General features: G+C 40.2%; 26 protein-coding genes and 1 other annotated feature. Of the genes, 2 read left to right on the top strand and 24 right to left on the bottom strand.

Translation table 11 applies throughout. From position 1 onward, the window contains the following. Nucleotides 1–20: 20 nt before the first annotated feature. The 11 genes from FC85_RS11090 to gmk form a co-directional block, all read right to left on the bottom strand. On the bottom strand, nucleotides 21–683 hold the full coding sequence (locus FC85_RS11090; RefSeq protein WP_057865599.1) for a thiamine diphosphokinase: 663 nt from the start codon (nucleotides 681–683) through the stop codon (nucleotides 21–23). Next, entirely contained in the window at nucleotides 684–1,337 is a 654-nt protein-coding gene (gene rpe / locus FC85_RS11085; RefSeq protein WP_057865598.1) for a ribulose-phosphate 3-epimerase, read from the bottom strand. An 11-nt stretch (nucleotides 1,338–1,348) separates the two neighbouring features. Then, nucleotides 1,349–2,239: a ribosome small subunit-dependent GTPase A gene (gene rsgA, locus FC85_RS11080; protein ID WP_057865597.1), complete on the bottom strand. Its 891-nt coding sequence runs from the start codon at nucleotides 2,237–2,239 to the stop codon at nucleotides 1,349–1,351. A gap of 73 nt (nucleotides 2,240–2,312) precedes the next feature. After that, nucleotides 2,313–4,394, bottom strand: coding sequence for a Stk1 family PASTA domain-containing Ser/Thr kinase (pknB, locus tag FC85_RS11075; protein WP_057865596.1), 2,082 nt, complete (start codon nucleotides 4,392–4,394; stop codon nucleotides 2,313–2,315). Next, nucleotides 4,387–5,136: a Stp1/IreP family PP2C-type Ser/Thr phosphatase gene (locus FC85_RS11070; protein ID WP_057865595.1), complete on the bottom strand. Its 750-nt coding sequence runs from the start codon at nucleotides 5,134–5,136 to the stop codon at nucleotides 4,387–4,389. The genes pknB and FC85_RS11070 overlap by 8 nt, the downstream gene beginning before the upstream one ends. A gap of 14 nt (nucleotides 5,137–5,150) precedes the next feature. After that, nucleotides 5,151–6,485, bottom strand: coding sequence for a 16S rRNA (cytosine(967)-C(5))-methyltransferase RsmB (gene rsmB, locus FC85_RS11065; protein ID WP_057865594.1), 1,335 nt, complete (start codon nucleotides 6,483–6,485; stop codon nucleotides 5,151–5,153). Beyond that, nucleotides 6,486–7,430, bottom strand: a complete 945-nt coding sequence (gene fmt / locus FC85_RS11060; RefSeq protein ID WP_057865593.1) for a methionyl-tRNA formyltransferase — start codon at nucleotides 7,428–7,430, stop codon at nucleotides 6,486–6,488. 24 nt (nucleotides 7,431–7,454) lie between these two features. After that, nucleotides 7,455–9,854, bottom strand: coding sequence for a primosomal protein N' (gene priA / locus FC85_RS11055; protein ID WP_057865592.1), 2,400 nt, complete (start codon nucleotides 9,852–9,854; stop codon nucleotides 7,455–7,457). An 18-nt stretch (nucleotides 9,855–9,872) separates the two neighbouring features. Then, on the bottom strand, nucleotides 9,873–11,078 hold the full coding sequence (coaBC, locus tag FC85_RS11050) for a bifunctional phosphopantothenoylcysteine decarboxylase/phosphopantothenate--cysteine ligase CoaBC (protein WP_057865591.1): 1,206 nt from the start codon (nucleotides 11,076–11,078) through the stop codon (nucleotides 9,873–9,875). A gap of 308 nt (nucleotides 11,079–11,386) precedes the next feature. Then, on the bottom strand, nucleotides 11,387–11,599 hold the full coding sequence (gene rpoZ / locus FC85_RS11045; protein ID WP_057865590.1) for a DNA-directed RNA polymerase subunit omega: 213 nt from the start codon (nucleotides 11,597–11,599) through the stop codon (nucleotides 11,387–11,389). A gap of 3 nt (nucleotides 11,600–11,602) precedes the next feature. Then, entirely contained in the window at nucleotides 11,603–12,217 is a 615-nt protein-coding gene (gene gmk, locus FC85_RS11040; protein ID WP_057865589.1) for a guanylate kinase, read from the bottom strand. 174 nt (nucleotides 12,218–12,391) lie between these two features. On the opposite strand from gmk, the gene FC85_RS11035 reads away from it, so the two are divergent. Then, nucleotides 12,392–12,694, top strand: coding sequence for a hypothetical protein (locus FC85_RS11035; protein WP_057865668.1), 303 nt, complete (start codon nucleotides 12,392–12,394; stop codon nucleotides 12,692–12,694). A gap of 201 nt (nucleotides 12,695–12,895) precedes the next feature. Here the strand turns inward: FC85_RS11035 and recN are convergent, their stop codons facing one another. The 13 genes from recN to rplU all read right to left on the bottom strand — a co-directional run bounded on the left by recN (nucleotide 12,896) and on the right by rplU (nucleotide 21,990). Further along, nucleotides 12,896–14,590: a DNA repair protein RecN gene (recN, locus tag FC85_RS11030; protein ID WP_057865588.1), complete on the bottom strand. Its 1,695-nt coding sequence runs from the start codon at nucleotides 14,588–14,590 to the stop codon at nucleotides 12,896–12,898. Nucleotides 14,591–14,615: 25 nt separating this feature from the next. Further along, the gene (locus FC85_RS11025) at nucleotides 14,616–15,071 is read right to left on the bottom strand and encodes an arginine repressor (RefSeq protein ID WP_057865587.1); all 456 of its coding nucleotides are present in this window, start codon (nucleotides 15,069–15,071) and stop codon (nucleotides 14,616–14,618) included. A 38-nt stretch (nucleotides 15,072–15,109) separates the two neighbouring features. Continuing rightward, complete coding sequence (locus FC85_RS11020) at nucleotides 15,110–15,922, bottom strand: TlyA family RNA methyltransferase (RefSeq protein ID WP_057865586.1); 813 nt, start codon at nucleotides 15,920–15,922, stop codon at nucleotides 15,110–15,112. Nucleotides 15,923–15,924: 2 nt separating this feature from the next. After that, on the bottom strand, nucleotides 15,925–16,818 hold the full coding sequence (locus FC85_RS11015) for a polyprenyl synthetase family protein (RefSeq protein ID WP_083485118.1): 894 nt from the start codon (nucleotides 16,816–16,818) through the stop codon (nucleotides 15,925–15,927). Next, on the bottom strand, nucleotides 16,799–17,068 hold the full coding sequence (locus tag FC85_RS11010) for an exodeoxyribonuclease VII small subunit (RefSeq protein ID WP_057865584.1): 270 nt from the start codon (nucleotides 17,066–17,068) through the stop codon (nucleotides 16,799–16,801). Before FC85_RS11010 ends, FC85_RS11015 begins: the two co-directional genes overlap by 20 nt. After that, nucleotides 17,061–18,419, bottom strand: coding sequence for an exodeoxyribonuclease VII large subunit (gene xseA, locus FC85_RS11005; RefSeq protein ID WP_057865583.1), 1,359 nt, complete (start codon nucleotides 18,417–18,419; stop codon nucleotides 17,061–17,063). Before xseA ends, FC85_RS11010 begins: the two co-directional genes overlap by 8 nt. After that, on the bottom strand, nucleotides 18,409–19,275 hold the full coding sequence (locus tag FC85_RS11000; protein WP_057865582.1) for a bifunctional 5,10-methylenetetrahydrofolate dehydrogenase/5,10-methenyltetrahydrofolate cyclohydrolase: 867 nt from the start codon (nucleotides 19,273–19,275) through the stop codon (nucleotides 18,409–18,411). Before FC85_RS11000 ends, xseA begins: the two co-directional genes overlap by 11 nt. A gap of 77 nt (nucleotides 19,276–19,352) precedes the next feature. Then, nucleotides 19,353–19,766: a transcription antitermination factor NusB gene (gene nusB / locus FC85_RS10995; RefSeq protein WP_057865581.1), complete on the bottom strand. Its 414-nt coding sequence runs from the start codon at nucleotides 19,764–19,766 to the stop codon at nucleotides 19,353–19,355. Beyond that, a complete protein-coding gene (locus FC85_RS10990; protein ID WP_057865580.1) occupies nucleotides 19,766–20,203 on the bottom strand; it encodes an Asp23/Gls24 family envelope stress response protein in 438 nt (145 codons plus the stop codon). Before FC85_RS10990 ends, nusB begins: the two co-directional genes overlap by 1 nt. 35 nt (nucleotides 20,204–20,238) lie before the next feature. Next, complete coding sequence (gene efp, locus FC85_RS10985; RefSeq protein WP_057865579.1) at nucleotides 20,239–20,799, bottom strand: elongation factor P; 561 nt, start codon at nucleotides 20,797–20,799, stop codon at nucleotides 20,239–20,241. Nucleotides 20,800–21,000: 201 nt separating this feature from the next. Beyond that, on the bottom strand, nucleotides 21,001–21,294 hold the full coding sequence (rpmA, locus tag FC85_RS10980; protein ID WP_057865578.1) for a 50S ribosomal protein L27: 294 nt from the start codon (nucleotides 21,292–21,294) through the stop codon (nucleotides 21,001–21,003). Between the two features lie 27 nt (nucleotides 21,295–21,321). Next, entirely contained in the window at nucleotides 21,322–21,657 is a 336-nt protein-coding gene (locus FC85_RS10975) for a ribosomal-processing cysteine protease Prp (protein ID WP_057865577.1), read from the bottom strand. 24 nt (nucleotides 21,658–21,681) lie between these two features. Continuing rightward, nucleotides 21,682–21,990 (bottom strand): 50S ribosomal protein L21, encoded by a 309-nt coding sequence (gene rplU / locus FC85_RS10970; protein WP_057865576.1) that lies wholly within the window; start codon nucleotides 21,988–21,990, stop codon nucleotides 21,682–21,684. Nucleotides 21,991–22,007: 17 nt separating this feature from the next. After that, nucleotides 22,008–22,086: a sequence feature (ribosomal protein L21 leader region), on the bottom strand. Nucleotides 22,087–22,353: 267 nt separating this feature from the next. Here rplU and FC85_RS10965 point away from each other — a divergent pair. Next, a complete protein-coding gene (locus FC85_RS10965; protein WP_057865575.1) occupies nucleotides 22,354–23,112 on the top strand; it encodes a potassium channel family protein in 759 nt (252 codons plus the stop codon). The last annotated feature ends 94 nt before the right edge of the window (nucleotides 23,113–23,206 follow it).

Here is a 23,206-nt window from a genome sequence, read left to right as displayed (position 1 = left end):
GCATGGAAAAGAGAGTCCATTTAACTAAAGCGGTCCACATCGCGACTCTGAATCACACACATCATACCACTGGCAAATTTGAAGCGGGCGGTTTGGCCGACAAATTCATTACTGGCCAGCGAAATTGGTCGTTTCACCTGATAGTCATTCAACTTGTATTTTTCATCAAACAACGTGAGATGATCCATTGGCGTTAAGGCAACAAAGGCTAAATATTTTTTGTCTGGTTCCTTGTTGATTTCATATTCACCAGGCAAAAAGAAGGTGATCGTGTTTTGGCGGTCAATCATTCGAATCTTTGGCGCGTACTTTTTAAACCGTGGCTCCAAGACCATCCATAGATTTGCCAAAAAATGATCAAGACGCCCCCCAGTTGCGCCGTAGATATCCAAGCGATCCGCCTGATGTTCCTCAATGGCAACTTTAAGTCCCAACTGAGTATCCGTATCATCCTTCTCTGGGATTGACTGCCGGATATCAGGAATATGATCCCGAACCAGTTGAAGCTCTTGGGGCTTTAAAGAATCAAAATCGCCAATGGCCACAATTGGGTCAATGCCCATTCTAATTAAATGCAAATTGCCTCGGTCAATCCCAATCCATTCACCTTTAATTTGACCAGCTTTCAATGTATCCGGCCATAAGTCAATTGGTCCCCCAACTAACAAATTTAAAATTTTCATTTATTTCGTAGCATCCTTTAAGGCTTGAATTCTTGAAACTGGATCATCAGCATCAAATACATACGATCCGGCAACAGCAACCGTTGCACCAGCTTGATAGGCATCAACAACGGTTTTTTCATTAACACCACCATCAATTTCAATATCAAAGTCCAATCCCTGATGTTTCTTAATATCATTTAGTTCGGCAATCTTTTTGACTGTTTCAGGTAAGAACTTTTGACCACCAAAACCAGGGTTAACCGTCATTACAAGAACCTGATCAACCATATATAAGACCGGTGTGATTGCAGCAACCGGTGTTCCTGGATTAATAACAACTTCAGCTTTAACACCCTTATTTTTGATCATCTGCAAAGCTCGGTGAATGTGGGGGGTAGCTTCAGTATGAACCCCAATAATATCAGCCCCGGCATCAGCGAACGTATCAATATAGCGCTCTGGATTCTGAACCATCATGTGAACATCCAACGTTAAACCAGTAATCGGCTTGATGGCTTTAACCCAACCTGGACCATATGACAATGCTGGAACAAAAGCACCATCCATGATATCAATATGCAGCAGTTCAGCACCACCCTTATCAACCATTTCAATATCTCTTTGTAAATTAACATAATCCGCGCTCAAAATTGAAGGTGCAACTTTAATCATAACTAACTTCCTCACTTTTTATATATAGGTTTACGGTTTTTAATATCCGTATACAATTGTAAATAATTTTCATATCGACTTGTCATAATTGTGCCCGCGCTTACCTGCCGTTTCACTTCACAACCTGGTTCGTTAACATGCGCACATCCCCTGAATCGACATTTTACTGAAGCTCGTTTGAACTCAGGAAAATAACTTCCTAACTGACGATAATCAATATCAAATGTATCGTATGATGAGAATCCCGGTGTATCAGCAATAATCCCATCATTGACATTTAAAAGGGCAACTTTTCGGGTGGTATGCTTTCCCCGATTTAAAGCAGCCGAAATCTCACCTGTCGCTAAATCAAGTCCTGGTGCCAGATGATTTAACAGAGTTGACTTACCAGCCCCAGTTTGCCCCATGATCACGTTTTCTTTTCCAGCAAACAGCTGCCGCAATTCATTTAATGATGCGTCATCAAATGCCTGTTTAGGAAAAATAACATCGTAGGGAATTGCTCGGTAATCCGTAGCAATTTGTGACAATCGTTGCCACTGATCCTTAGTTAACAAATCAGTCTTAGTAAAATAAATAATCGGCTTAATGCGACTAATTTCCAACCCAATCAATTGACGGTCTAATAAGTTGCTGGAAAAATCCGGTTCAATCGCGGCTGTTGCAACAATTGCCTGATCAATATTAGCCACCGGCGGCCGAACCAACGAATTCTTTCGCGGTAAGATTTTTAAAATATATCCTTGATCTTGATCTTTAATCTTAAATTCAACGTCATCCCCGACCAGTGGTGTTATTTTCCGTTTTCGAAAATTCCCCCTGGCTCGGGTCCGATAAATCTTATCACCCACATGAACGTCGTAAAATCCACTCAGTGACTGATAAATTTTTCCTTGGGTCAATTAATCACCTCTATCAAAAAAAGTTACTTCATCTTTCATTATAAGAGAAGTAACTTTAATTTGCAGTAATTTATTAATGTGAGTCGTAAGTTATATTATTATCCCGTAAAATAGTTTGACCATCACGGACAATTTTATAACGACCAACTTCATTTTTAGTTAACTTAAATGGCAGTGACACCGCTGTATCTTTAGTAATCACCATTTGCTTATAAACCGTTCCGAAATCATGATCGTGGTCCTTCAAATAAATTAAAACCACGTTTTCTGGCGTTTCGGCACTGGTTGGTTCGGGAGTCGCCGATTCCGCACTTGAAGATGATGCTGGTGCTTGCGTCCCTTGGGAATTGTTAAATGCCGAGCTGGCACTGCTTGAACCTTGATTACCATCAAAATAAGGAATTGTAACGCGAACATCAAAGCTCTTCAAGTCGTCATTCTTTTTAGTCTTTGACCCTCGTGACAAGGAAACTGCAACGTTTCCCCCCTGCCGAATACTTGTATTCGCAGCCGGCGATTGTTTAACAACCCGGCCTTTAGGTTGATCACTAGAATAAACGTAGTCAAACGTTGGATTGATTTCTTCCTTATTTGCATATGAAATAACCTGTGCCTTGCTCATTCCCGTTAGATCTTCCAGAGTAATTTGTTTAATACCCGTTGACACCACAAAAGTTAGCGTATGTTTGGCCGGATTCATTTTCTTACCAGCTTCGAAATCTTGTTGCAGCACGCGCCCAGTCCGAAATGAACTTGATGGTGCATTCCGACGACGAACTTTGAATCCTTCAGATTCCAGTCGTTGCTTTACCTGATCGTAATTTTGGCCGACATAGTTGTCAACTCGAACTTTACGAGGTCCGGAACTAACGACCAACGAAACTTTCGTATTTTTCTTAACTTTTGTATTTTCATGGGGGTTAGAAGAAATAACCCGGTTACGATCGATCGTATCACTACTATGATAACGAACTTTCCCCAACCGAAGATCAGCTGATTTAATTTTTTGGCTGGCTTCATTTTCCTCTGTACCGGTAATCACTGGAACGGTCGTTTTACCGTTAGCTGTCACAATCATTACCAGAGTCAGCAGCAATACCAGGAAAGCAAGAATGCCCCCCAATATCAACCAACGACGCTTACGTTTCGACATCCTTTTTTTTGGCCGTTTATCGGCTGAACGATTCTCGTTATCGTTAGGCAACGGACGCTGAGCATCAGATTCGTTTGCCGAAGCACTACTACTCGGTAAAGCATTAAAAGGCATCACCCGGGTCTTTTCATCAACTTTTTGCCGTTCATCAGGAACGATAAACTTTGACTCATTTGCTCGAGATTTATCAAGTGATGTGTTTAGGTCATCTGCCAGCTGATTAACAGTCCGATAGCGATCTTTTGGATCCTTAGTGGTGGCTCTTAAAACCACATTTTCCAGTGCCTGGGGGATTCGCGGATCAAAGTCACGGACAGACGGCATGGGTTCTTGTGAATGCTTAATTGCGATTGAAACAGCCGTATCACCATTAAATGGTACTTTTCCTGTTAAAATTTGGTAGAGAATAATCCCCAGTGAGTAGATATCCGATTGTTGCGTTGCCATTTCGCCTTTAATTTGTTCCGGCGATAAATAGTGAATTGAGCCGATAATTGATCTGGTCTGAGTCATCGTATCTTCGGTTCCGGCTCTTGAAATCCCAAAATCAGTGATTTTAATATACCCTTTTTTGTCAACCAGAATGTTTTGAGGCTTTAAATCACGGTGAATGATGTTATGACGATGAGCTTCGCTGACCGCGGAACAAATTTGTTCCATGATGTCAACGACTTCAGCGTAAGGAATTGGAAATCGGTCTTTAATATACTGCTTTAAATCCTCGCCATCGACATATTCCATGACCAGGTACTGCATCCCTTCAACTTCATCAACATCATAAATCCCAACAATGTGTGGATTATCAAGTTCCGTTGCCGCCATCGCTTCATGCTGAAACCGCTTTTTGGCTTTCGGGTTATCACGGAAATCCAAACGTAAAAGCTTAACGGCCACTTTCCGTTTCAAAATCAAATCCTCAGCCAGGTAGACATCAGCCATTCCGCCTTCACCTAACCGATTAATAATCTCATAACGACCGTTTAATACATAGCCTTTATTCATCGGGTTTCACCTCCGAATCGGCTTTGGCAATCAGTACTGTAATATTATCCAAACCACCATTTTGATTTGCTAAGGCCACTAGTGAATTACACTTAGCTTGCAATGGTTCTTGACGAGCCAAAATTTTTTCGATTTCCGGATCATCAACCATGTTGGTTAGGCCATCCGTACAGAGCAAAATTTGATCATTTGGTTGAACAGCATACGATTTAAAATCTGCTGCCGAATCATTATTAATGCCCAGACTTTTAGTAATAATGTTTTTATATGGATTGTTTTTAGCTTGGTCGGGAGTTAAATCACCGTGCTTCACCAATTCATTAACGTAAGAGTGGTCCTCCGTAATTTGAAATAGACGCTGGTTTGAAAAGATGTAGCCACGGCTATCGCCGATATTGGCAATAATACTCTTGCCGCCATCAACCAGTGCTGCAACAATGGTGGTTCCCATTCCTTTTAGCCGTAAATCGGTATTGGACTCATCAATAATGGCTGCATTAGCTTCCGCAAGTTGTTTTTCAAACCAACCTTCGATACCATCCAAAGTATCGATGGCTGTCTTTTCAAAACTAGCGCCAATGTGAGTAACAACCATTCTAGACGCAACTTCCCCGGCATTATTGCCACCAATCCCATCTGTAATCAAAGCTAAAATCAAACCGTGCTTATTTTTAAATACACCGACGGCATCTTCATTTTTATCGCGAACCTTGCCAGTTGATGATTGATAAGCAATCTGCATGTTAATCAACTCCGTTAAGATTTCTTAACCAATGAACAGACAAAGAACCCATCCGATTCATAATCATCCGGATAAATCTTAAGCATCCCGGTTTCATCCTGATGAAGGTCTAAAGCTGTTTTGGTTTTATCAATTTGAAAATCAGGATGGCGACGAACAAATTCGCTCACCACGTCCTGATTTTCCTGCTTCACAATTGTACAAGTACTATATGTAATAGTACCACCAGTTTTCACTTTAGGTGCAACCGCTTCTAAGATCTGCATTTGGATGTGACTGAGACGTTCGATATCTTCAGGGGTCTTGTCATAACGAATCTCTGGCTTGCGACGAAGAAGTCCCAGTCCCGAACAAGGGGCATCGACCAAAATTTGATCAAACATCTCGTCTTTAAACTTCTGATCAACCTTCCGGGCGTCCAGCTCAAATGTTTCGACTTGGGGCAAAACACCCAACCGGCTGGCGTTGCGCTTAACCGTCTTCAATTTATTGTTATGAATATCCAACGCGAACACTTTACCATCCGTCAGATGACTGGCAATTTGGGTTGTCTTGCCTCCTGGTGCACTGCAGGCATCTAAAATGAGGTCACTTGGGTGAATTGCCATTGATTCAACTGGTAACATGGCACTTTCATCCTGAATGGTTAACAAGCCATCCTTAAAAAACGAGCTGTGGATAATCTGACCACCATCAATGACGATGCCGCTTTCAGAAACTTTGCTTGCCTCAACATCAAATCCATCAACAGTTAGTTGATCCATTAATTGGCTTTTAGTAATTTTAGCCGCATTAAATCGAACTGATTGTTTTGGGGCCTTATTAAGTGATTTAAGAATTGCAGCGGTCTTAGGTTTACCAAGTTGAACCTGAAGCATTGAAATCAACCAGGTTGGTACACTGTACATCACTGACAAGCGGTCGGTTTCATTTTGAATATCGGCAATCTTAGGCATTCCCTTACGATCCATTTGGTGCAAAATACCGGTTACAAAACGGCGGGTACCATCATGACCCATCTTTTTGGAAATCTTGATGGTCTCATCAAAAATTGCCCGTTTTGGAACCCGATCTAAATATTCCAACTGATACATGGCTGTGTACAGCAGCTCTTTAACCCAGGATTCTGTTTTTTCAGGATCCCGAAGAAATGGCTTGAGCTGAAACTCAAGAGTTAACCGATGCTGAATAACGCCATAGACAATATTGGTGAATAGTCCCCGATCAGCCGCGTTCATAGTCGTTGATTCAATAACTGCATTAATCTGCAAATTCGAATAAGAACCACTACTTGTCCGAACCAATGTTTCCACAGCCAATTGCCGTGGATTGTTTGTTGTATATTTCATTTAATTAATCACCTTTTGGCCGACTGTTAAAGTCTGACCAATTCCATTCAAATAATCTGTAATTTTTTGCTTGGGCTTACCAGCAGGTTGGAGCTCCAAAACTGAAAGGACCGATCCGCTACCTGCTGACAAATATAAATGATGCTTGTCTTTATAGACAACTGTCCCGGCCTCATCGTCAGTCGTTTGATCAATCACTTCAGTCACCCAAATCTTAGTCCGCTTATTGCCGATCACCGTATAAGCTCCTGGATCTGGACGCAACGCTCGAACCTTGGCATCAACCAAAGCGGCGGGTTGAGAAAAGTCCAGTTGTTCTTCACCGGGTTTAATTGTTGGCGAGAAAACAACTTGGCTTTCATCCTGTTCAATTGGATGGACATCCCCTGCAAGTAGCTTAGGCAGTGTATCGAGTAACAGGTTCCGACCAACAATGCTTAATTTTGCAAACATTGACTCAGTGTCATCATTCTTGGTAATGGGGATGGCCTGTTGTGCCAAAATATCACCAGCATCCATCTTTTTCACCATGTAGATTAAACTAATCCCGGTTTCATGATCACCGTTCATAATTGCGTATTGAACAGGCGCACCACCCCGATATTTAGGTAGGAGTGACCCATGGACATTAACCGCAGCAACCTTAACTGATTGTAACATTCTGGTGGGTAAAAACTGGCCGAATGCAGCAGTTATAATTAAGTCAGCATGTAGGTCGATCACCTGCTGAAGCTCGTCACTGCCACTCAGTTTTTCTGGTTGTAAAACCGGAATCCCTAACTTAAGTGCTAATTGTTTCACTGGTGACTGCTGAATTCGATGCTTTCGACCAACCGGACGATCCGGCTGAGTAACAGCCGCCAACACTTTATATTTTGAATCAACCAAGCCTTGCAAAATTGGCACTGCAAAGCTCGGAGTTCCCATAAAAACAACTGTTGTCAAAGTAATGTTTCCTTCTTTCATTTTTTACATAAAATCAAGTGGTTCATTATCAATGGCGATCTGAAGCCCATGACGCTGTTTTTTTTGCGATTTAAGCAACACCTGGTCAAGAACCGCTTTTAGATGTGGCTCGTTTTGATACTTGATAATGATTTGGTAGTAGTAACGATTGTTAATTCTAGTAATGGTCTTAGGGGTTGGCCCTAGGATGATTGCCATCTTTGATAAATTCGCCTTTAGGAAATTTAATATCGCATACATCTCTGCAGCTGTTTGATTTTCATTTGGTGAACTACCAGTTAGTTTCACTGTAAAGTAATACGGCGGATATTTACCATCATGGCGAACACGCATTTCAGTTGCATAAAACCGCTCATAATCTTGCGTTTGTGCCAGCTGAATAGCGTAATGGTCCGGATTAAAGGTTTGGATAAATACCTCGCCAGTTTTATCAGCTCGACCGGCTCGACCAGAGACTTGCGTTAATAATTCAAACGTTCGCTCGCTGGAACGAAAATCAGGAAAAGCTAATGCTGAATCGGCGTTTAAGACGCCAACCAGGGTTACCTCGGGGAAATCCAATCCCTTGGCAATCATCTGAGTTCCCAACAAAATATCAGCCTTGTGAGCACCAAATTTATCAATAATTGCTTCATGAGATCCCTTTCGACGAGTTGTATCAACGTCCATTCTTAAGACCCGCGCAGTCGGAAACATTTCCTTAACCTGTTCTTCCAACTGTTGGCTCCCCATACCATAATGACCAATTCGCTTGCTATGACATTGAGGACACACTCGGGGGATCGGTTCTTTATGGCCACAATAGTGACAATCTAATGTCCCGGTATCTTTATGCATCGTTAACGAAATATCACAATTGGGACATCGGGGAACATAACCACAGTCACGGCACATGAGAAATGAGGAATAGCCCCGCCGGTTCAATAATAAAATAATTTGTTCATGTTTAGCCAACCGATCACTAATTGCCGTTGATAGTGCCGTTGATAATGCACTATGGTGTTTGGCCATTTCTATTTTCATATCAATAATTGAAACATGGGGAAGCGCATGGCGATTAATTCGATGTGGCAATCGCAACAGCCGATAAACGCCCTTCATTGCACGTGCACGCGATTCTAAGGATGGCGTTGCACTTCCCAGAACAACCGGGCAATGGTGATAGGCAGCCCGCCATTTTGCAACATCACGAGTTTGATAACGAGGATTATCTGCTTGCTTGTAACTACTATCATGTTCCTCATCAATGATAATGAGGCCCAAATTTGTTAACGGCGCAAAAACTGCCGAACGAACTCCAACAACAACTTTGGCTTGACCACTATTAATCCGTTGCCATTCATCGAACCGTTCGCCATTCGATAAGGCACTATGCAGCATGGCCACCTGATCACCAAACCGGCTGCGAATTCGACCCACAATTTGAGGGGTTAAAGTAATTTCTGGAACAAGCATTAATGCCGTCCGTCCCAATGAAAGGGCATGGGCAATCGACTGTAAATAAACCTCGGTCTTTCCTGATCCCGTAACGCCCTCCAGTAAAAAGATTTGATTTTGTTTGGTGGAAGTTGCTGAATTAATCTGGCTCACAGCAGCTTGCTGATCCGCATTAAGCTTCAACGGTTGGCTTTTCTTAACCGACCTTAAAAATGGATTACGAATTTGGCGAACCTGCGTCTTTTTTATCCAGCCGCGCTGTTCAGCCACCCGCGTTGTTGAACTGCTAATCCCTTTCTGGTTCAATTTTGACTGCAAAAATTGTTCGTCGGGATGGTCTAATAATAGTTTTAAAAGGTGCTGTTGGGCAATGGCATTACTGCGAACATGTTGACTCTCGGCCTTAAGAGCTTCAGGCGTCATTTGACGTTTGAAAGCCGCCATCATGACTGGCTTAGCATGAATGGTCAATTCATATTCAACCTTAATTTGATCAGTCTTCTGCAGATTGAGAATTTGCGATAAAAGGTTGCTTGAATAATGGGCACGATCATAGTCAACCTCGTTTTGACCTGCAAAAATTTGGGGGTTGTCATCCCTAATTTGATCACTCTTAGCAATTAATTTCTTCTTAAATTTTGTTCGCATCCCACCAGGAAGCATGGTTTGCAAACAATTAATCTTAAATGAATACGTCTGACCTGCCATCCAGGTTGCCAGTTCGAGCAATTCTTGATTAATAACCGGATACAAATCCACCAACGAACTGATTGGCTTTAATTTCCCCTGAAATTCAGAACGATCGGTAATTGCCACAATGAATCCAGTTATTTTTCGGGGCCCAAATGGCACCTGGACCCGCATTCCTGGACTTACCTGACCACTCAAGTTATCTGGAATAAGATAACTAAACGGATTATTCGTCTGACTTGTCGGAATATCGACAATGACTTGAGCAATCTGCAAGTTTAATCCTCCTCTCAATCAAAGAAATTTATCAGCGATTAGTCTAACCAAACGATTGGCTATTTGCTGTTTACTCTCGACATCTGTTTTGATTTGATCGCCATTAGCAAATAGAAAAGTCACTTGGTTGTTGTCAGAATTAAAACCAATTGTCTTTTTTGAAACATCATTGGCAACAATCATATCCAAGTTCTTGGCTTTAATTTTCTTTTGAGCATTCATAATTAAATCATTTGTTTCGGCTGCAAAACCGATCATTACTTGATCTTTCTGTTTCGTTTGACCAACCGTCTCCAAAATATCTGGATTTCGAATCAAATCCAACGTCATCCTTTGATTATCAGTACTCTTTTTTATTTTTCGATCGGCCACATGAGCCGGTCGGAAATCAGCAATTGCGGCTGACATAATCAACACGTCTGCTGATTGAAAAGCTTTTTGAACTGCAGTTAACATATCCGCAGCCGTTTCTACCTTTATTAGTCTAACATGATTGGGTATCTGTAGAGATGAATTCGCGGAAATTAATGTCACCTCGGCGCCCGCCAATTGGGCTGCGTGGGCAATCGCATACCCCATTTTTCCAGAGGAATGGTTTGTTAAGTATCGAACCGGGTCTAAAGGTTCACGAGTTCCACCGGCAGTTACAACAACTTTTTTACCAGTTAACGCTGTTGGCACCGGTTGATATGAAGACATCACCCAGTTTAAAATTGCTTCTGGCTCAGGCATTCGTCCCTGTCCAGAATAACCTTCAGCTAAAAAACCGGTTTCCGGAGTCATTACATGAATCCCAGCGCTTGCCAACCTGGTTAAATTATTTTGAGTCGCGAAATTATTGAACATATGGTTATTCATTGCCGGTATCACAAAGATTGGACTTGTCGTCGCCAGAAGTGTTGCGTTAACCACATTATCAGCAATGCCATCAGCCATTTTTGCAATCGTATTTGCTGTAGCCGGAGCAACAATCGCTAAATCGGTTTCATCAGCCAATTTGACGTGAGGAATACTTTTAGGATCATCGGAACTGAAGTCATCTGTTACCACTCGATGTTTACTGAGTGTTTGAAAGGCCAAGGGCGTCACAAATTTTTGCGCCGCTTCCGTCATAACTACCTGAACATCATTATTATTTTTAACCAGTAACCGTGTCAAAATTAAAGATTTGTAAACTGCAATACTTCCAGTCACAAATAATGTAATTTTTTTGTTTTGAAACAATATGTTCACCGCCGTTTCTTCTTAATACAAATCTAATTGTAAGAAAATCAATTAATAAGCACAAGCAGATAAGCCAATAATTCAAGGCAACCTGAATTCGTAATCCAATCGTGTTTATTTTAATCAATACCGATTGACATTTATTTTCGATTAATTTAGATAGGAATAATCCCATACATTGACAATTGCAATGTCCTTGTTAATTCTCAACTATTAATTCGATTGTTATCAATTAATGATCTAAATGTAAAAAAGACTGGTGACAAAATTTTTCATTTTGTCCCAGTCTCAGATTCATAAACAAATCGCTAATTAAAGTCTTTTTCGTTTGGATCAATCTTCAAAACGCCGGCTGCAATCTCTTCAAGTGCTTTTCCAACTGATTTTTGTGATTTATAGCTATCTAACAGTGGTTTAGCGCCGGCATCTAATTCATGAGCCCGTTTACTGGCAAGCATAATCAAAGAATATCGTGAATCAATCTTATCTAGTAGCTTATCTACTGATGGGTAAAGTAACATAGTTTAATCGTCTCCTAACATCGATTCGTAGTCGGGCATTACCCGGGCAACTTTTAACCTTTCACTTCGAATAATTGACTTTATTCGATCAACGGCAAATGGTACCTTATCATTCAACACTGCGTAATCGTAATTCCGCATCATGCTAATTTCACCAACCGCTTTTTTAATTCGTTTGTTGATGACATCCATCTTATCGGTTCCGCGACCAACAAGTCGGTGCTTAAGCTCCATAAGATCTGGTGGGGTCAAAAATACGAACACAGCATCGGGACAATTTGCACGAACTTGCATGGCACCATTCACTTCAATCTCCAAAAAAACATCTTTTCCGGAATCTAACGTTTCATTAACGTATTTTAATGGTGTGCCATAGTAATTGTCAACGTATTTGGCATATTCTAACATTTCACCATTTTGAATATTACTTTCAAATTGTTCTTTTGAAACAAAATAATAATCAACGCCGTTCTTTTCTCCCGGTCGAGGCTTCCTGGTCGTCATTGAAGTTGAATATTCAAAATCAACGTCTGGTTGTTCAAAAAGCGCCTTTCGCACTGTTCCCTTACCAACACCAGATGGTCCAGATAAAACAATCAACATTCCTCTTTTTGCCATTGATAAAATCCCTTCAATTATTTATAATACCAACAATTATCGCCCTTTTTCCCCCGTTTGACAAGTTAAATCAATGTTTTATGGGAATTTGATTAAATTCAAAATTGGGGGTTGCGTTTTAGAACTAATGTTCGTATAATGAAATTACAAACAAACGTTCGGGGTGAACAAAACATGCAAAACAAACAATCCTATCTCTCAGAGATCAGTAAATCAGTTAAAGATAATTACTATCGTTTCTTCGAAATCACACCACACACTCAATTAAAACAGATGCCGACTTTCCAACTTAACTTTTTTATTGATCAGGCATTATCCAGAAACTTTCAGGTCACCATTCAATTTAATGATCAAACTCCGGCCGCCACGGGAATTTTAAATAGAATTTCCGGTGACCGATATCTCGTCACTTCTAGTGATGGAAGTATGAATCGACTTTTTAGTCTTGGAGAAATTCAATCGATTAAACGAAACTAACAACCATCATCCACAGAGACTGCTGCAATCAATTTGCTGCAGCCTTTTTTATATCCAGGAAAAGTTAATTTAATATAGCCAAAAAGAATCCAATTCCCATCACCCACAGAATGAGTTATAACTTGATCACCCAATTATAACAAAATATTGGCCATTCCCCATTCAAAGGGAACTTTTATAAGCCAAGCGTTTATTTATCGTTTACACGCTAATTTTCTTCTTTTCTTCGTCTGCCAATCTAAGCAGTTCACCAGCATGTTCCTTGGTCAATTTGGTAATTGCTGTTCCCGATAACATTCTTGAAATTTCAGTGACACTCTGAGCCGCAGTTAATTCAGTGATTGTTGTCGTAGTCCGATCATCATGCACCTTTTTTTCGATAAAGTAATGATGATCACTCATCGCCGCAACCTGTGGTAAATGAGTAATACATAAGACCTGTGATTTGGTTGAAATTGTATAGATTTTGTTTCCAATTGCTTGGGCTACTCGGCCAGACACACCGGTATCAACCTCATCAAAAATAATCGACGTCACTCCGGCAGCTTTAGCAAACATCGTTTTTAAAGCCAGCATAATCCGCGATAATTCACCACCTGAAGCTGATTTAACCAATGGCAGCATCTTTTCACCCGGATTTGTCTGAATATAAAATTCGACGTGATCAGCTCCCAATCGATTCAGAGATGTGTTCTGGCGAATTCGAACTTCAAAGACGGCCTTATCCATATATAAATCGGCCAGCTGCTTGTGAACCGCCTTTTCCAACTTCTTAGAAACTTTTCGACGAATCTGACTAATCTTTTTTGCATGTTCAACCAGTGATAACTTTATTTCAGTCAGTTGAGCTTCCAGATCATCATGGGCAGCTGTATTCCCAGACATCTCGTTAAGCTCATCTTTGATTTTACGAAGATAATCCAATATCTGAGAAACCGAATCACCGTATTTATGCTTTAGTTGATAGATCGTATTTAATCGTTGCTCAACCTGATCTAAACGATCTTGATCAAATTCAAGATTACTTAATTGATCTGAAATTTGACTGGCAACATCCTGCAATGTAAAAAAGGCACCCGACAAATCATCAGAAATTTGCTTATATTGGGGATCTAAATCTTCAATATCCTGCATAGCACTCATTGCTGAACCAATTGAATCCAACGATCCTGTTTGTTCACCATTGATACCCTCATAACTATTCACCAATGAATCATGAATTCTTTGAAAATTAGTGAGATGATCACGCTCTGAGACTAAATCGGTGTCTTCATTTTCATGAAGATCAGCTGCTTCAATTTCCTTAATCTGAAATTTTAGCATGTCAACTCGTTGCGCCCATTCTTTTTCATTCTCGTGCTTTTTTTCGTTTAAATCACGAAGCTTTACAAATTCATCGTATTCTTGCTGATACTTAGCCATAATAGCTCGGAGCTGATCATCAGCAAAATCATCCAATAGTTGAATATGTTTTTCTGGTCTCATCAATTCCTGATGTTCATTTTGGCCTTGAATATCAACCATTGTTTCGCCAATTCGTTTTAACGTCGCAATGTTAATCATGATGCCATTAACGCGACAACTATTACGACCATTGGCAAATATCTCTCGTTCGATAATAACGTTTCCATCCGAGTGATCAATCCCTAATTTATCAAGAACCGAATATGTAGGATTATCATCATGAAGAATAAAGTTTCCTTGAATTACCGATTTCTTGGCTCCAGTTCGAATTAAATCATGCGACCCACGACCACCGACCAACAACCCAACCGCGTCAATGATGATTGATTTGCCGGCACCTGTTTCACCTGTCAAAACGGTCATTCCAGATTGGAATTCAATATCTAAATGTTCAATTATTGCAAAGTCAGTAATTGATAGTTCAAGTAACATAAATAAATCCTTTCAATGATAATCATTAATTGCTTAACATGTTGTCAATTCGTTCACGAAAATCTGCGGTGCTTTCTTCGGTTTTACAAACGATCAAAACAGTACTGTCATCGCCAATTGTTCCAAATATCCCGCTGTAATTCATTTGATAAAGCAGGCTCGAAATGACTGGGCCACTACCAGGTAAAACCTTCATAAAAATCATCTTGTCCTGTGAAGCCACTGAGACAAATGAATCACGAATCGTTTGAATTAATTTTTTCTCTGTATCAACATTTTTTTGAGTTGGCAAACTATACCGATAGCCACCGGTCACCGAGGGGACTTTAACCAGCTGCATATCCTTAATATCTCGCGAGACGGTTGCTTGGGTGACCCGAATCCCCTGATCGCCGAGCAAACTCACGAAATCTTCTTGACGTTGAATGTTGTTACTAGTAAGTAGCTGTTTAATAAGCCGCTGTCGTTCTTTTTTCCGCATATCGTCATCTCCAAAAAGTTTTAAGTACGCATTGATTGTTAACCCTTGAGTTCAGAATAAGCGTTCTCAATCACTTTTTCAATTGAAATATTAGCACCCATTGTTGGCTTATCGGTTGATTTAAGCTGCACTAAGAATTCAATATTGCCGGCACCACCCTTAATCGGAGAATAATCCAAATTTTCAACTGAATAACCAGCCTTGACGGCAAAATGGAGGATCTTTTCAAGAACCATCTTGTGAACATTAGAATCTCGGACAATCCCATGCTTGCCAACATTCTCTCGACCAGCTTCAAATTGCGGCTTGATTAGCGCCACAACTATGCCATCTTTAACTAGAATCTGCTTAAGTGGTGGTAAGATCAACTCCAGTGAAATGAATGAGACATCAATCGAAGCAAACTGTGGTTGCCCATGGGTAAAATCACTCAGCTTACTGTAACGAAAGTTAGTATGCTCCATCACAACCACTCTTGGATCTTCCCTAAGTTTCCAAACCAGTTGATTGCTGCCGACATCCAAGGCATAGCTTAATTTAGCTCCACTTTGAAGCATGACGTCTGTAAATCCACCAGTTGAGGAACCGATATCTAAAACAGTTAGATGGTTGACATCAATATTAAAGACTTTTAATGCTTTCGCAAGTTTTAAGCCTCCGCGACTGACATAAGGCATGGGTTTTCCTTTGAGATGAAGCTCGGTATCTACCGGAATCTTCATGCCTGGCTTGTCCAATCTTTCTTCATTGTCACCAAGAATCTCTCCTGCCATCACTGCTCGTTTGGCTTTCTCTCGAGTATCAAATAAGCCCTGGGTCACTAATAATACATCAACACGTTGTTTTTCCATTCTTATTTTTCGTCCTTAATTTTAAAATAACTACAAAAATCCACTAATAGAGAAGTGTCTATCCCAGATAGCTGTTGAGCGTCATATAAGACCTGTTTTGCTCGAGCGACTGTCTGGCTTAGAACAGAATAAGATTGATCCAAGCCAAGCAAATTAGGATAGGTGTTCTTACCATTATCTTGATGCACCGGCTTACCAATTGCTTTTTCATCGCCAACAACGTCTAAAATATCATCATAAATTTGAAAGGCCGATCCAAACAATTCAGCGAATTGGAGTAACAATTTTCGATCGCTTTTAGGCGTTGCCGCAATAATCAGACCGGCTTCCACCGCATAACGAATCAATGCACCGGTTTTATTCCGATCTAATTTTTGAAGACCTTTTAAAGACAATCGAGTGCCCTCAAATTGAATATCATCTGCCTGTCCAGAAACCATTCCATGCGGGCCGGCGGCTTTGGAAAGTGCGAGAGTCAATTCAGCCTGTTTAATGGAATTCAAATTATTATCCACGAGCCATTGAAAAGCAAGAGTCTGCAGGCCATCCCCGGCAAGAGTTGCCATCCCCGCCCCATATTTGACGTGATTAGTTGGTTTGCCACGGCGAAGATCATCGTTATCCATCGCAGGCAGATCATCGTGAATCAGTGAATAAGAGTGCATGAGCTCCAGCGCACAAGCGACTTTCAAAATAACGTGATCAATTGGATGACCAACTGTTTGAAGCGTCGCCAGCGTCAATAAGGGACGTAACCGTTTGCCACCGGCATTAACCGAATAGCTCATTGATTCGGCTAATCGTTGTTGATCGGCATCTCTTTGGATATCATTTTCTAAAATTGTATCAATTTGGGGTACCCATGTTTGGATAAACTTACTTAGCTTGGTTCCCATCAGCATCATCCTTTTTATCATCGGCATTTTCAAACGAAACTTCATCGCCATTTTTATCCATCATTTTTGCCATTGTATGTTCGGCTTTGGTAAGTGTGTCCTGAAGCTGTTCGCTTAATTTGATTCCAGTCTTAAATTTGTCCATCGAATCTTCTAAAGAAACGTTTCCCTGTTCCAACTGGTTCACAATCGTTTCCAACTGGTCCATTTTTTGTTCAAATGTTTGGTTATCTTGTTGCTTATCAGCCATTCTTCTTTTCCTCTTTTTCTTTAGGTATTACCTGATCAACACGAGCCTTTAATATTCCATCACTAAAATGGACTTGAACTGAGTGACTCTTTAATTGACTCACTCTGCTAATAAAATGGTTCGCATCGTCAGTCGTATACGTATAACCGCGACTTAGGATCTTCAAAGGACTTAAATGATCCAGTGAGCCAACCAATACCTGATAATGTTGGTGAATATTTTTAAAATTCTGCTTGGTTGCCCTTTCAAGCCGTGCCTGCAAAGTCGTCAACAATTGTTGTTGTTGTTTAATCGCATACGTAGGTGCCACCAGTCTTAATCGCATTTTAAGATCAGCAAACTGGTACTTTCGCTTACCGGTAATCTTATCCGCCTGATTATACAAGCGTTGGGTCAGTATGTCTAAACGCTGTGAGAATGTTTCGTAAATTCGTTGAGGAGCAGTCAAGACTGGGGATTGTTCAAGCCGTTTGAGTCTCAATTTTAACTGTTCAAGAATTTGGTATTCAGCATTCACGATGCGATTTTGCGAGGTCTTTAGATCAACCAACACCTGATCCAATCGGGGAACAGCCAGTTCTGCGGCTGCAGTTGGGGTTGCAGCGCGAACATCAGCAACCAGATCAGCAATCGTTGTGTCAGTCTCATGCCCAACTGAAGAAATGATCGGAATTTTACTGGCAACAATTGCTCTGGCAACGTTCTCTTCATTAAATGGCCACAAGTCTTCAATTGAACCGCCACCACGGCCAACAATTAAAGTATCAAAACCACCAATTTCATTTACCCGTTGAATTTGTTGAACAATATCGGCGCTAGCTTCCGTTCCTTGAACTAATGCAGGAAACAAGACGATTTGAGCAATCGGATACCGTCGCCGAACCGTCGTAATGATATCGCGAATAACGGCACCACTTGGGGATGTCACAACGGCAATTTGTTTTGGAAACTTTGGCAGCTCCTGTTTTTCCAAACTAAACAGTCCTTCAGTTGCCAATTTCTTTTTTAATTGTTCGTAGGCTTGGTACAGCTGACCGACACCATCCGGTTCCATTCGCTCCACATAAATCTGATAGCTTCCCGACGGCTCATAAACTGAAATGTGACCCACAACAAGGACCTTCATCCCTTCTTCAGGGGTAAACTTAATCTTATTAAACGCAGACTTGAACATGATGGCACTAATTTTTGCATGATCGTCTTTTAAACTAAAATATTGATGTGCGTTTGGCCGTAAACGAAAGTTAGAAATTTCACCCGTTAAATAAATCTTATTCAGATAAGGATCCACATCAAATTTACGCTTAATATATTTTGTTAACGCACTAACAGTCAGATAATCATTTTCCACGTTGCATGCCCCATTCTGCCAAATCAACACTTTGCTGCATCAATGTTGCAATAGTCATTGGACCAACTCCACCTGGAACGGGTGTAATAAAGCCAACTTTATCAAAAACATCATCATAGTCAACATCCCCGACCAAATGACCTTGTTCATTCATGTTCTGACCAACATCAATAATGACGGCACCTGATTTAATTGCATCAGGACCCAACAAATGTAATTGACCAGTTGCAGAGACAATAATATCAGCATCCTTTGTATAATCCTTAATATCTGGTGTGTAACGATTCAAAATTGAAACTGTTGCGCCAGCGTTAATCATTAAAGCAGCCATCGGTTTACCAACAATTGCACTTCTACCAATCATGACCGCTTTTTTGCCTTTCAAGGAAATCCCATATTCATCAAACATCGTCATAATTCCCTTAGGGGTACAAGAAACCGGATATTTTGTTGAATCATCAATAAAGAGCTTACCAACATTAACCGGGTGAAAACCGTCCACATCTTTTTCTGGCAAAATTGTGCGAGTAACATCTTTTTCGTTAATCTGATCAGGCAACGGATCTTGAACAAGGATGCCATCAATTGTCGGATCATTATTATATTGCTGAATGATTTTAAGCAGCTCAGCTTCAGAAATATCGACCGGCAATTGTCGAACGATCGAATTAATTCCTAAACGCTGAGCTGTTCGATGCTTATTGCGAACGTAACGTTCACTGGCTTGATCAGTTCCCACAATGAGGACAACTAACCCGGGCGTAATGCCATAATCTGCTTGTAATTTTTCAACCCGTTGGGTGGTCTGTTCATTTATTTTTTTAGCAAGTGCTTTACCATCGATAACTGTCGCCATCTCGAAACCTCTCCTTTTGAATTGTAAGCCACTGATTGACTCAGGATACAAAAAAATAGACTTACAAATATGTAAATCTATTTTACCAGTTCTTCTAAAGCATGTGACAAAATCCCGTTAACAAATTTTCTGGAACGATCATCGCTAAATTTTTTAGCAAGTTCAATCGCTTCATTAATTGAAACCTTTGCCGGTAAATCATCAACATACATCATCTCGTAAAGCGCAATTTCAAGAATAATTAAATCAGTTTTCGCAATTCGGTTTAGTGACCAACCACTGATTAAATACTTTTCAATCGTTTGGTCAATTTTATCCTTATGGTCAAGAACACCCGTGATTAATTGTTCTAAATAATCAGGATACTTATCGCCATACTTACCGTCCGTCAAAACCTGGAAAAAACTTTCTCGATCAGTCTGTTCATTTGTATTTAACGCAAACAGCGTCTGAAAGGCGAGTTCACGAATTTGGTGTCGGTTTAATTCCACTATTCGTCACCATTCTCTTCATCATCTGCAAACGGGTTATTGGGGTCAACAGTACTGGTTGTTTTCTCCGGAATAACGCCCTGAACGTGCACATTCACTTCATGAACTTTAATTTCAGTCATAAACAAAAGTTGCTGTTCAACTTGGCTCTGAATCTCTAAAGCAACCTTTGGAACAGAAACACCGTAATTCAAGTAAACATAAATATCCACATCTAATTCTTCGTTGGTATAAGTGAGTTTAACGCCTTTGCCATGTTCCTTACGTCGACCAAGCAATTCGTTAACACTCGATGAAAATGATCCTCTCATCCGATTAACACCATCCACTTGAGCAGCAGCAACGCCAGCGATAATTTCAAGAACATTGGGGGCAATTTCAATCTTACCCAATTCAGGATCATTTGTGTGGAGAATAATATTCGTATCTTCAGCCATTATAAAAAGCCTCCGTTTTAAATCAGATCAAATTACTATGCTCGTGAAATGTAAGTTCCATCAGTTGTGTTAATCACTAACTTGTCACCCTGGTTAACAAAAAATGGTACTTGTAAAGTTAAACCAGTTGTCATCGTAGCAGGTTTGGAACCACCAGAAGCTGTATCACCTTTGATACCCGGCTCGGTTTCAGCAACTTCAAGTGTCACTGTGTTAGGGAGCTCAATTCCCAGTGTCTCATTGCCATATTGAATGACGTTAACATCCATATTTTCCTGAAGGTACTTGAGCTCAGATTTTATTTCTTCAGCTGGAATTGAAATTTGATCATACGTATCTGTGTCCATGAAAACGTGTTGGTCACCGTCAGCATACAAATACTGCATATTACGAGAATCAATTTGAGCTTGTTCCATTTTAGCGCCGGCTCGGAATGTCTTTTCCTGAACGGCACCCGTTCTTAAGTTCTTTAACTTTGAACGAACAAATGCGCCGCCTTTACCAGGTTTAACGTGTTGAAAACTCAAAATTCTCCAGATCGCACCATCGACTTCGATAGTTAATCCATTTTTAAAATCAGCAGTTGAAATTGCCATTTTTGTTCCTCCTAAATATAAAGTAACATACAATAATTATATAATACTTTAATGTCAAATATCCATTTTTTCGTGAATAACCTTAAATTCTTAACATCTTACCCTGACATCCAATCAACTTATAAAAATGTTTTAATTCGGATATCATTCATTCGAACAAAAAAAGGACCCTAACCGGCCCTTTTTGAAAAAACTAAAAGATTACTTAGCAGTTTCAGCAACTGGATAAACTGAAACTTGGCGCTTATCGCGGCCCTTACGCTCGAAGCGAACAACACCGTCGACCAAAGCAAACAACGTATCATCGTTTCCACGACTAACATTGTTTCCCGGATAGATATGAGTGCCCCGTTGACGATAAATAATTGAACCACTGTGTACTGATGAGCCATCAGCAGCTTTGGCGCCTAAACGACGACCAGCTGAGTTACGGCCGTTAGCAGTTGATCCACCACCTTTATGGTGAGAGAAGAATTGTAAATTCATTGCTAGCATAGGTTTACACCTCCAGATTTAACTTGTTTAATTAGCTACTTTTAACTTAATATAATCACTATAACTTGAAGCGATATCCGCCATGCCATTTTCAAAGGTCTTCAAAATGGCATCTGCCTGGAGACCCTTTTTTGAATTAGCAATAACAGGGATTTCAACTGATAAATAGCCGCCATTTTTATCATCGCTATCGACGCTAACGTCTAAACCAACAACCTCTTGTAAGCCGTTAACAGTTGTGATACTTAGAACAGAAACAGCTGAACAAACAATATCCTGTCCGTATTCCCCTGCATCAGCATGGCCGGTGATCGTAAAGCCGCTCACGTGATCACGATAATGGTGAATGGTTGCTTGAATCATCTTATCAGTCACCTCAAACTTAAATTAAGCCTTGATAGAATCAATGACAACCTTGGTATATGGTTGACGATGGCCCTTCTTTGAACGTGAACCCTTCTTGGGTTTGTAACGGAAGATGGTAATCTTCTTTTGACGTCCTTGTTTTTCAACAGTTCCAGTAACTGATGCGCCATCAACTAATGGTGTACCAAATTTTGCTGAATCACCGCCGAGCATAACAACTTGATCAAAAGTAACTTTGTCGCCCTCACTTGCGTTTAATTTTTCAACGTAAATGGCGTCACCTTCTGAAACCTTGTATTGCTTACCGCCTGTAGTAATAACTGCGTACATGTTGTGCACCTCCTTGTATTTTTGCTTAGACTCGCCGAAACAAAGCGCCCTTTAAAAAGGAACTTGATAGCTCGAATCGAGCGGTTGTAGCTGTGGAAGCCACAATTACAACGATACAAGTATACATAATTGACTGACCTTCGTCAATAGAAAGCTTGAAGATAATCTATTACCCCTTATTTTGTTAATTGTTAAGCCGTATCAATCATTAGGTAACGATGACTATCCAACCGTCGCCAATTCAAAGTGAGACACTTTACTTTTACGGACTATATCTTACAATTCAGATGTGATGGGTTATGTAAGCGACAGAAAAACATCTGAACCGTATTACAAAATCATTTAAAAATCGAGGCGGATTCAATGAATAAACACACTATAAAAATGTATAATGTAATCATTGTTATTCTAGCACTATTCTCAATAGTTTTAGCCATCAGTGACTTTTCAAAAACAATCAATTTAGACGAATCACCATGGTTCGAAATGGATAATGGCATATTGCTAATTTTCACCGCTGATTACTTCATCAGATTATTTTTAAGCAATGACAAATGGGATTTCTTTAAACATAATATTTTTGACTTACTAGCAATTTTACCTTTTTACTCGATTTTTAGTTTTTTTCGTTTCGCACGCATTTTGAGATTGATAAGAGTCGCCCGAGCCTTTCGCTTCATAAGATTCGTTGGTTTTATTGGTAAAATTCAAAAATATTCTCATAATATTTTAAAAACCAATGGATTTATCTATTTAGTTTGGACAAGTTTGGCAACTTTACTTCTGTCAACTACATTGTATGCCTTAGCCGAAAATGTCTCTTGGGGAGAATCGCTTTGGTGGGCAATTACAACTGCAACGACTGTTGGGTATGGTGACATTTCACCTCATACGGTTATTGGTAAAATTGCCGCTATCCTTTTAATGTTCATTGGTATTGGTTTCATTGGTTCCTTAACAAGTACAATGACCACATTCTTCACTAAAAAGGATAGTGACGATCGATTAAACAAAATCTTTAAAACACTGAAACATATTGAAAGTGAAAATATAACTTTAAAGTTGGAAATGAAGGACTTGGAGAACCAGTTAAAAAAAGGGTCTAAAAATTCTAGTAGATAAACCACCTTTTCAAAATTCACAAGAATCATAATTCTTAAATCCATTAAGGTGAGGACAGCACCAACTTTTTATAGTTATGAATGAAAAAACGGCT

Source organism: Lentilactobacillus diolivorans DSM 14421 (genome assembly GCF_001434255.1).
Taxonomy (GTDB): Bacteria; Bacillota; Bacilli; order Lactobacillales; family Lactobacillaceae; genus Lentilactobacillus; species Lentilactobacillus diolivorans.
Note: the sequence above shows the minus strand (reverse complement) of the source record. Positions and strands in the feature narration are given on the sequence as shown.

Bases quoted from the DNA above. Each gene is read 5' to 3' on its own strand.
- FC85_RS11090 (WP_057865599.1), bottom strand. From the start codon at position 683: ATGAAAATTTTAAATTTGTTAGTTGGGGGACCAATTGACTTATGGCCG.
- rpe (WP_057865598.1), bottom strand. From the start codon at position 1,337: ATGATTAAAGTTGCACCTTCAATTTTGAGCGCGGATTATGTTAATTTA.
- pknB (WP_057865596.1), bottom strand. From the start codon at position 4,394: ATGAATAAAGGCTATGTATTAAACGGTCGTTATGAGATTATTAATCGG.
- FC85_RS11070 (WP_057865595.1), bottom strand. From the start codon at position 5,136: ATGCAGATTGCTTATCAATCATCAACTGGCAAGGTTCGCGATAAAAAT.
- rsmB (WP_057865594.1), bottom strand. From the start codon at position 6,485: ATGAAATATACAACAAACAATCCACGGCAATTGGCTGTGGAAACATTG.
- rpoZ (WP_057865590.1), bottom strand. From the start codon at position 11,599: ATGTTACTTTACCCATCAGTAGATAAGCTACTAGATAAGATTGATTCA.
- gmk (WP_057865589.1), bottom strand. From the start codon at position 12,217: ATGGCAAAAAGAGGAATGTTGATTGTTTTATCTGGACCATCTGGTGTT.
- FC85_RS11035 (WP_057865668.1), top strand. From the start codon at position 12,392: ATGCAAAACAAACAATCCTATCTCTCAGAGATCAGTAAATCAGTTAAA.
- recN (WP_057865588.1), bottom strand. From the start codon at position 14,590: ATGTTACTTGAACTATCAATTACTGACTTTGCAATAATTGAACATTTA.
- FC85_RS11025 (WP_057865587.1), bottom strand. From the start codon at position 15,071: ATGCGGAAAAAAGAACGACAGCGGCTTATTAAACAGCTACTTACTAGT.
- FC85_RS11020 (WP_057865586.1), bottom strand. From the start codon at position 15,922: ATGGAAAAACAACGTGTTGATGTATTATTAGTGACCCAGGGCTTATTT.
- FC85_RS11015 (WP_083485118.1), bottom strand. From the start codon at position 16,818: ATGGGAACCAAGCTAAGTAAGTTTATCCAAACATGGGTACCCCAAATT.
- FC85_RS11010 (WP_057865584.1), bottom strand. From the start codon at position 17,068: ATGGCTGATAAGCAACAAGATAACCAAACATTTGAACAAAAAATGGAC.
- FC85_RS11000 (WP_057865582.1), bottom strand. From the start codon at position 19,275: ATGGCGACAGTTATCGATGGTAAAGCACTTGCTAAAAAAATAAATGAA.
- FC85_RS10990 (WP_057865580.1), bottom strand. From the start codon at position 20,203: ATGGCTGAAGATACGAATATTATTCTCCACACAAATGATCCTGAATTG.
- efp (WP_057865579.1), bottom strand. From the start codon at position 20,799: ATGGCAATTTCAACTGCTGATTTTAAAAATGGATTAACTATCGAAGTC.
- rpmA (WP_057865578.1), bottom strand. From the start codon at position 21,294: ATGCTAGCAATGAATTTACAATTCTTCTCTCACCATAAAGGTGGTGGA.
- FC85_RS10975 (WP_057865577.1), bottom strand. From the start codon at position 21,657: ATGATTCAAGCAACCATTCACCATTATCGTGATCACGTGAGCGGCTTT.
- rplU (WP_057865576.1), bottom strand. From the start codon at position 21,990: ATGTACGCAGTTATTACTACAGGCGGTAAGCAATACAAGGTTTCAGAA.
- FC85_RS10965 (WP_057865575.1), top strand. From the start codon at position 22,354: ATGAATAAACACACTATAAAAATGTATAATGTAATCATTGTTATTCTA.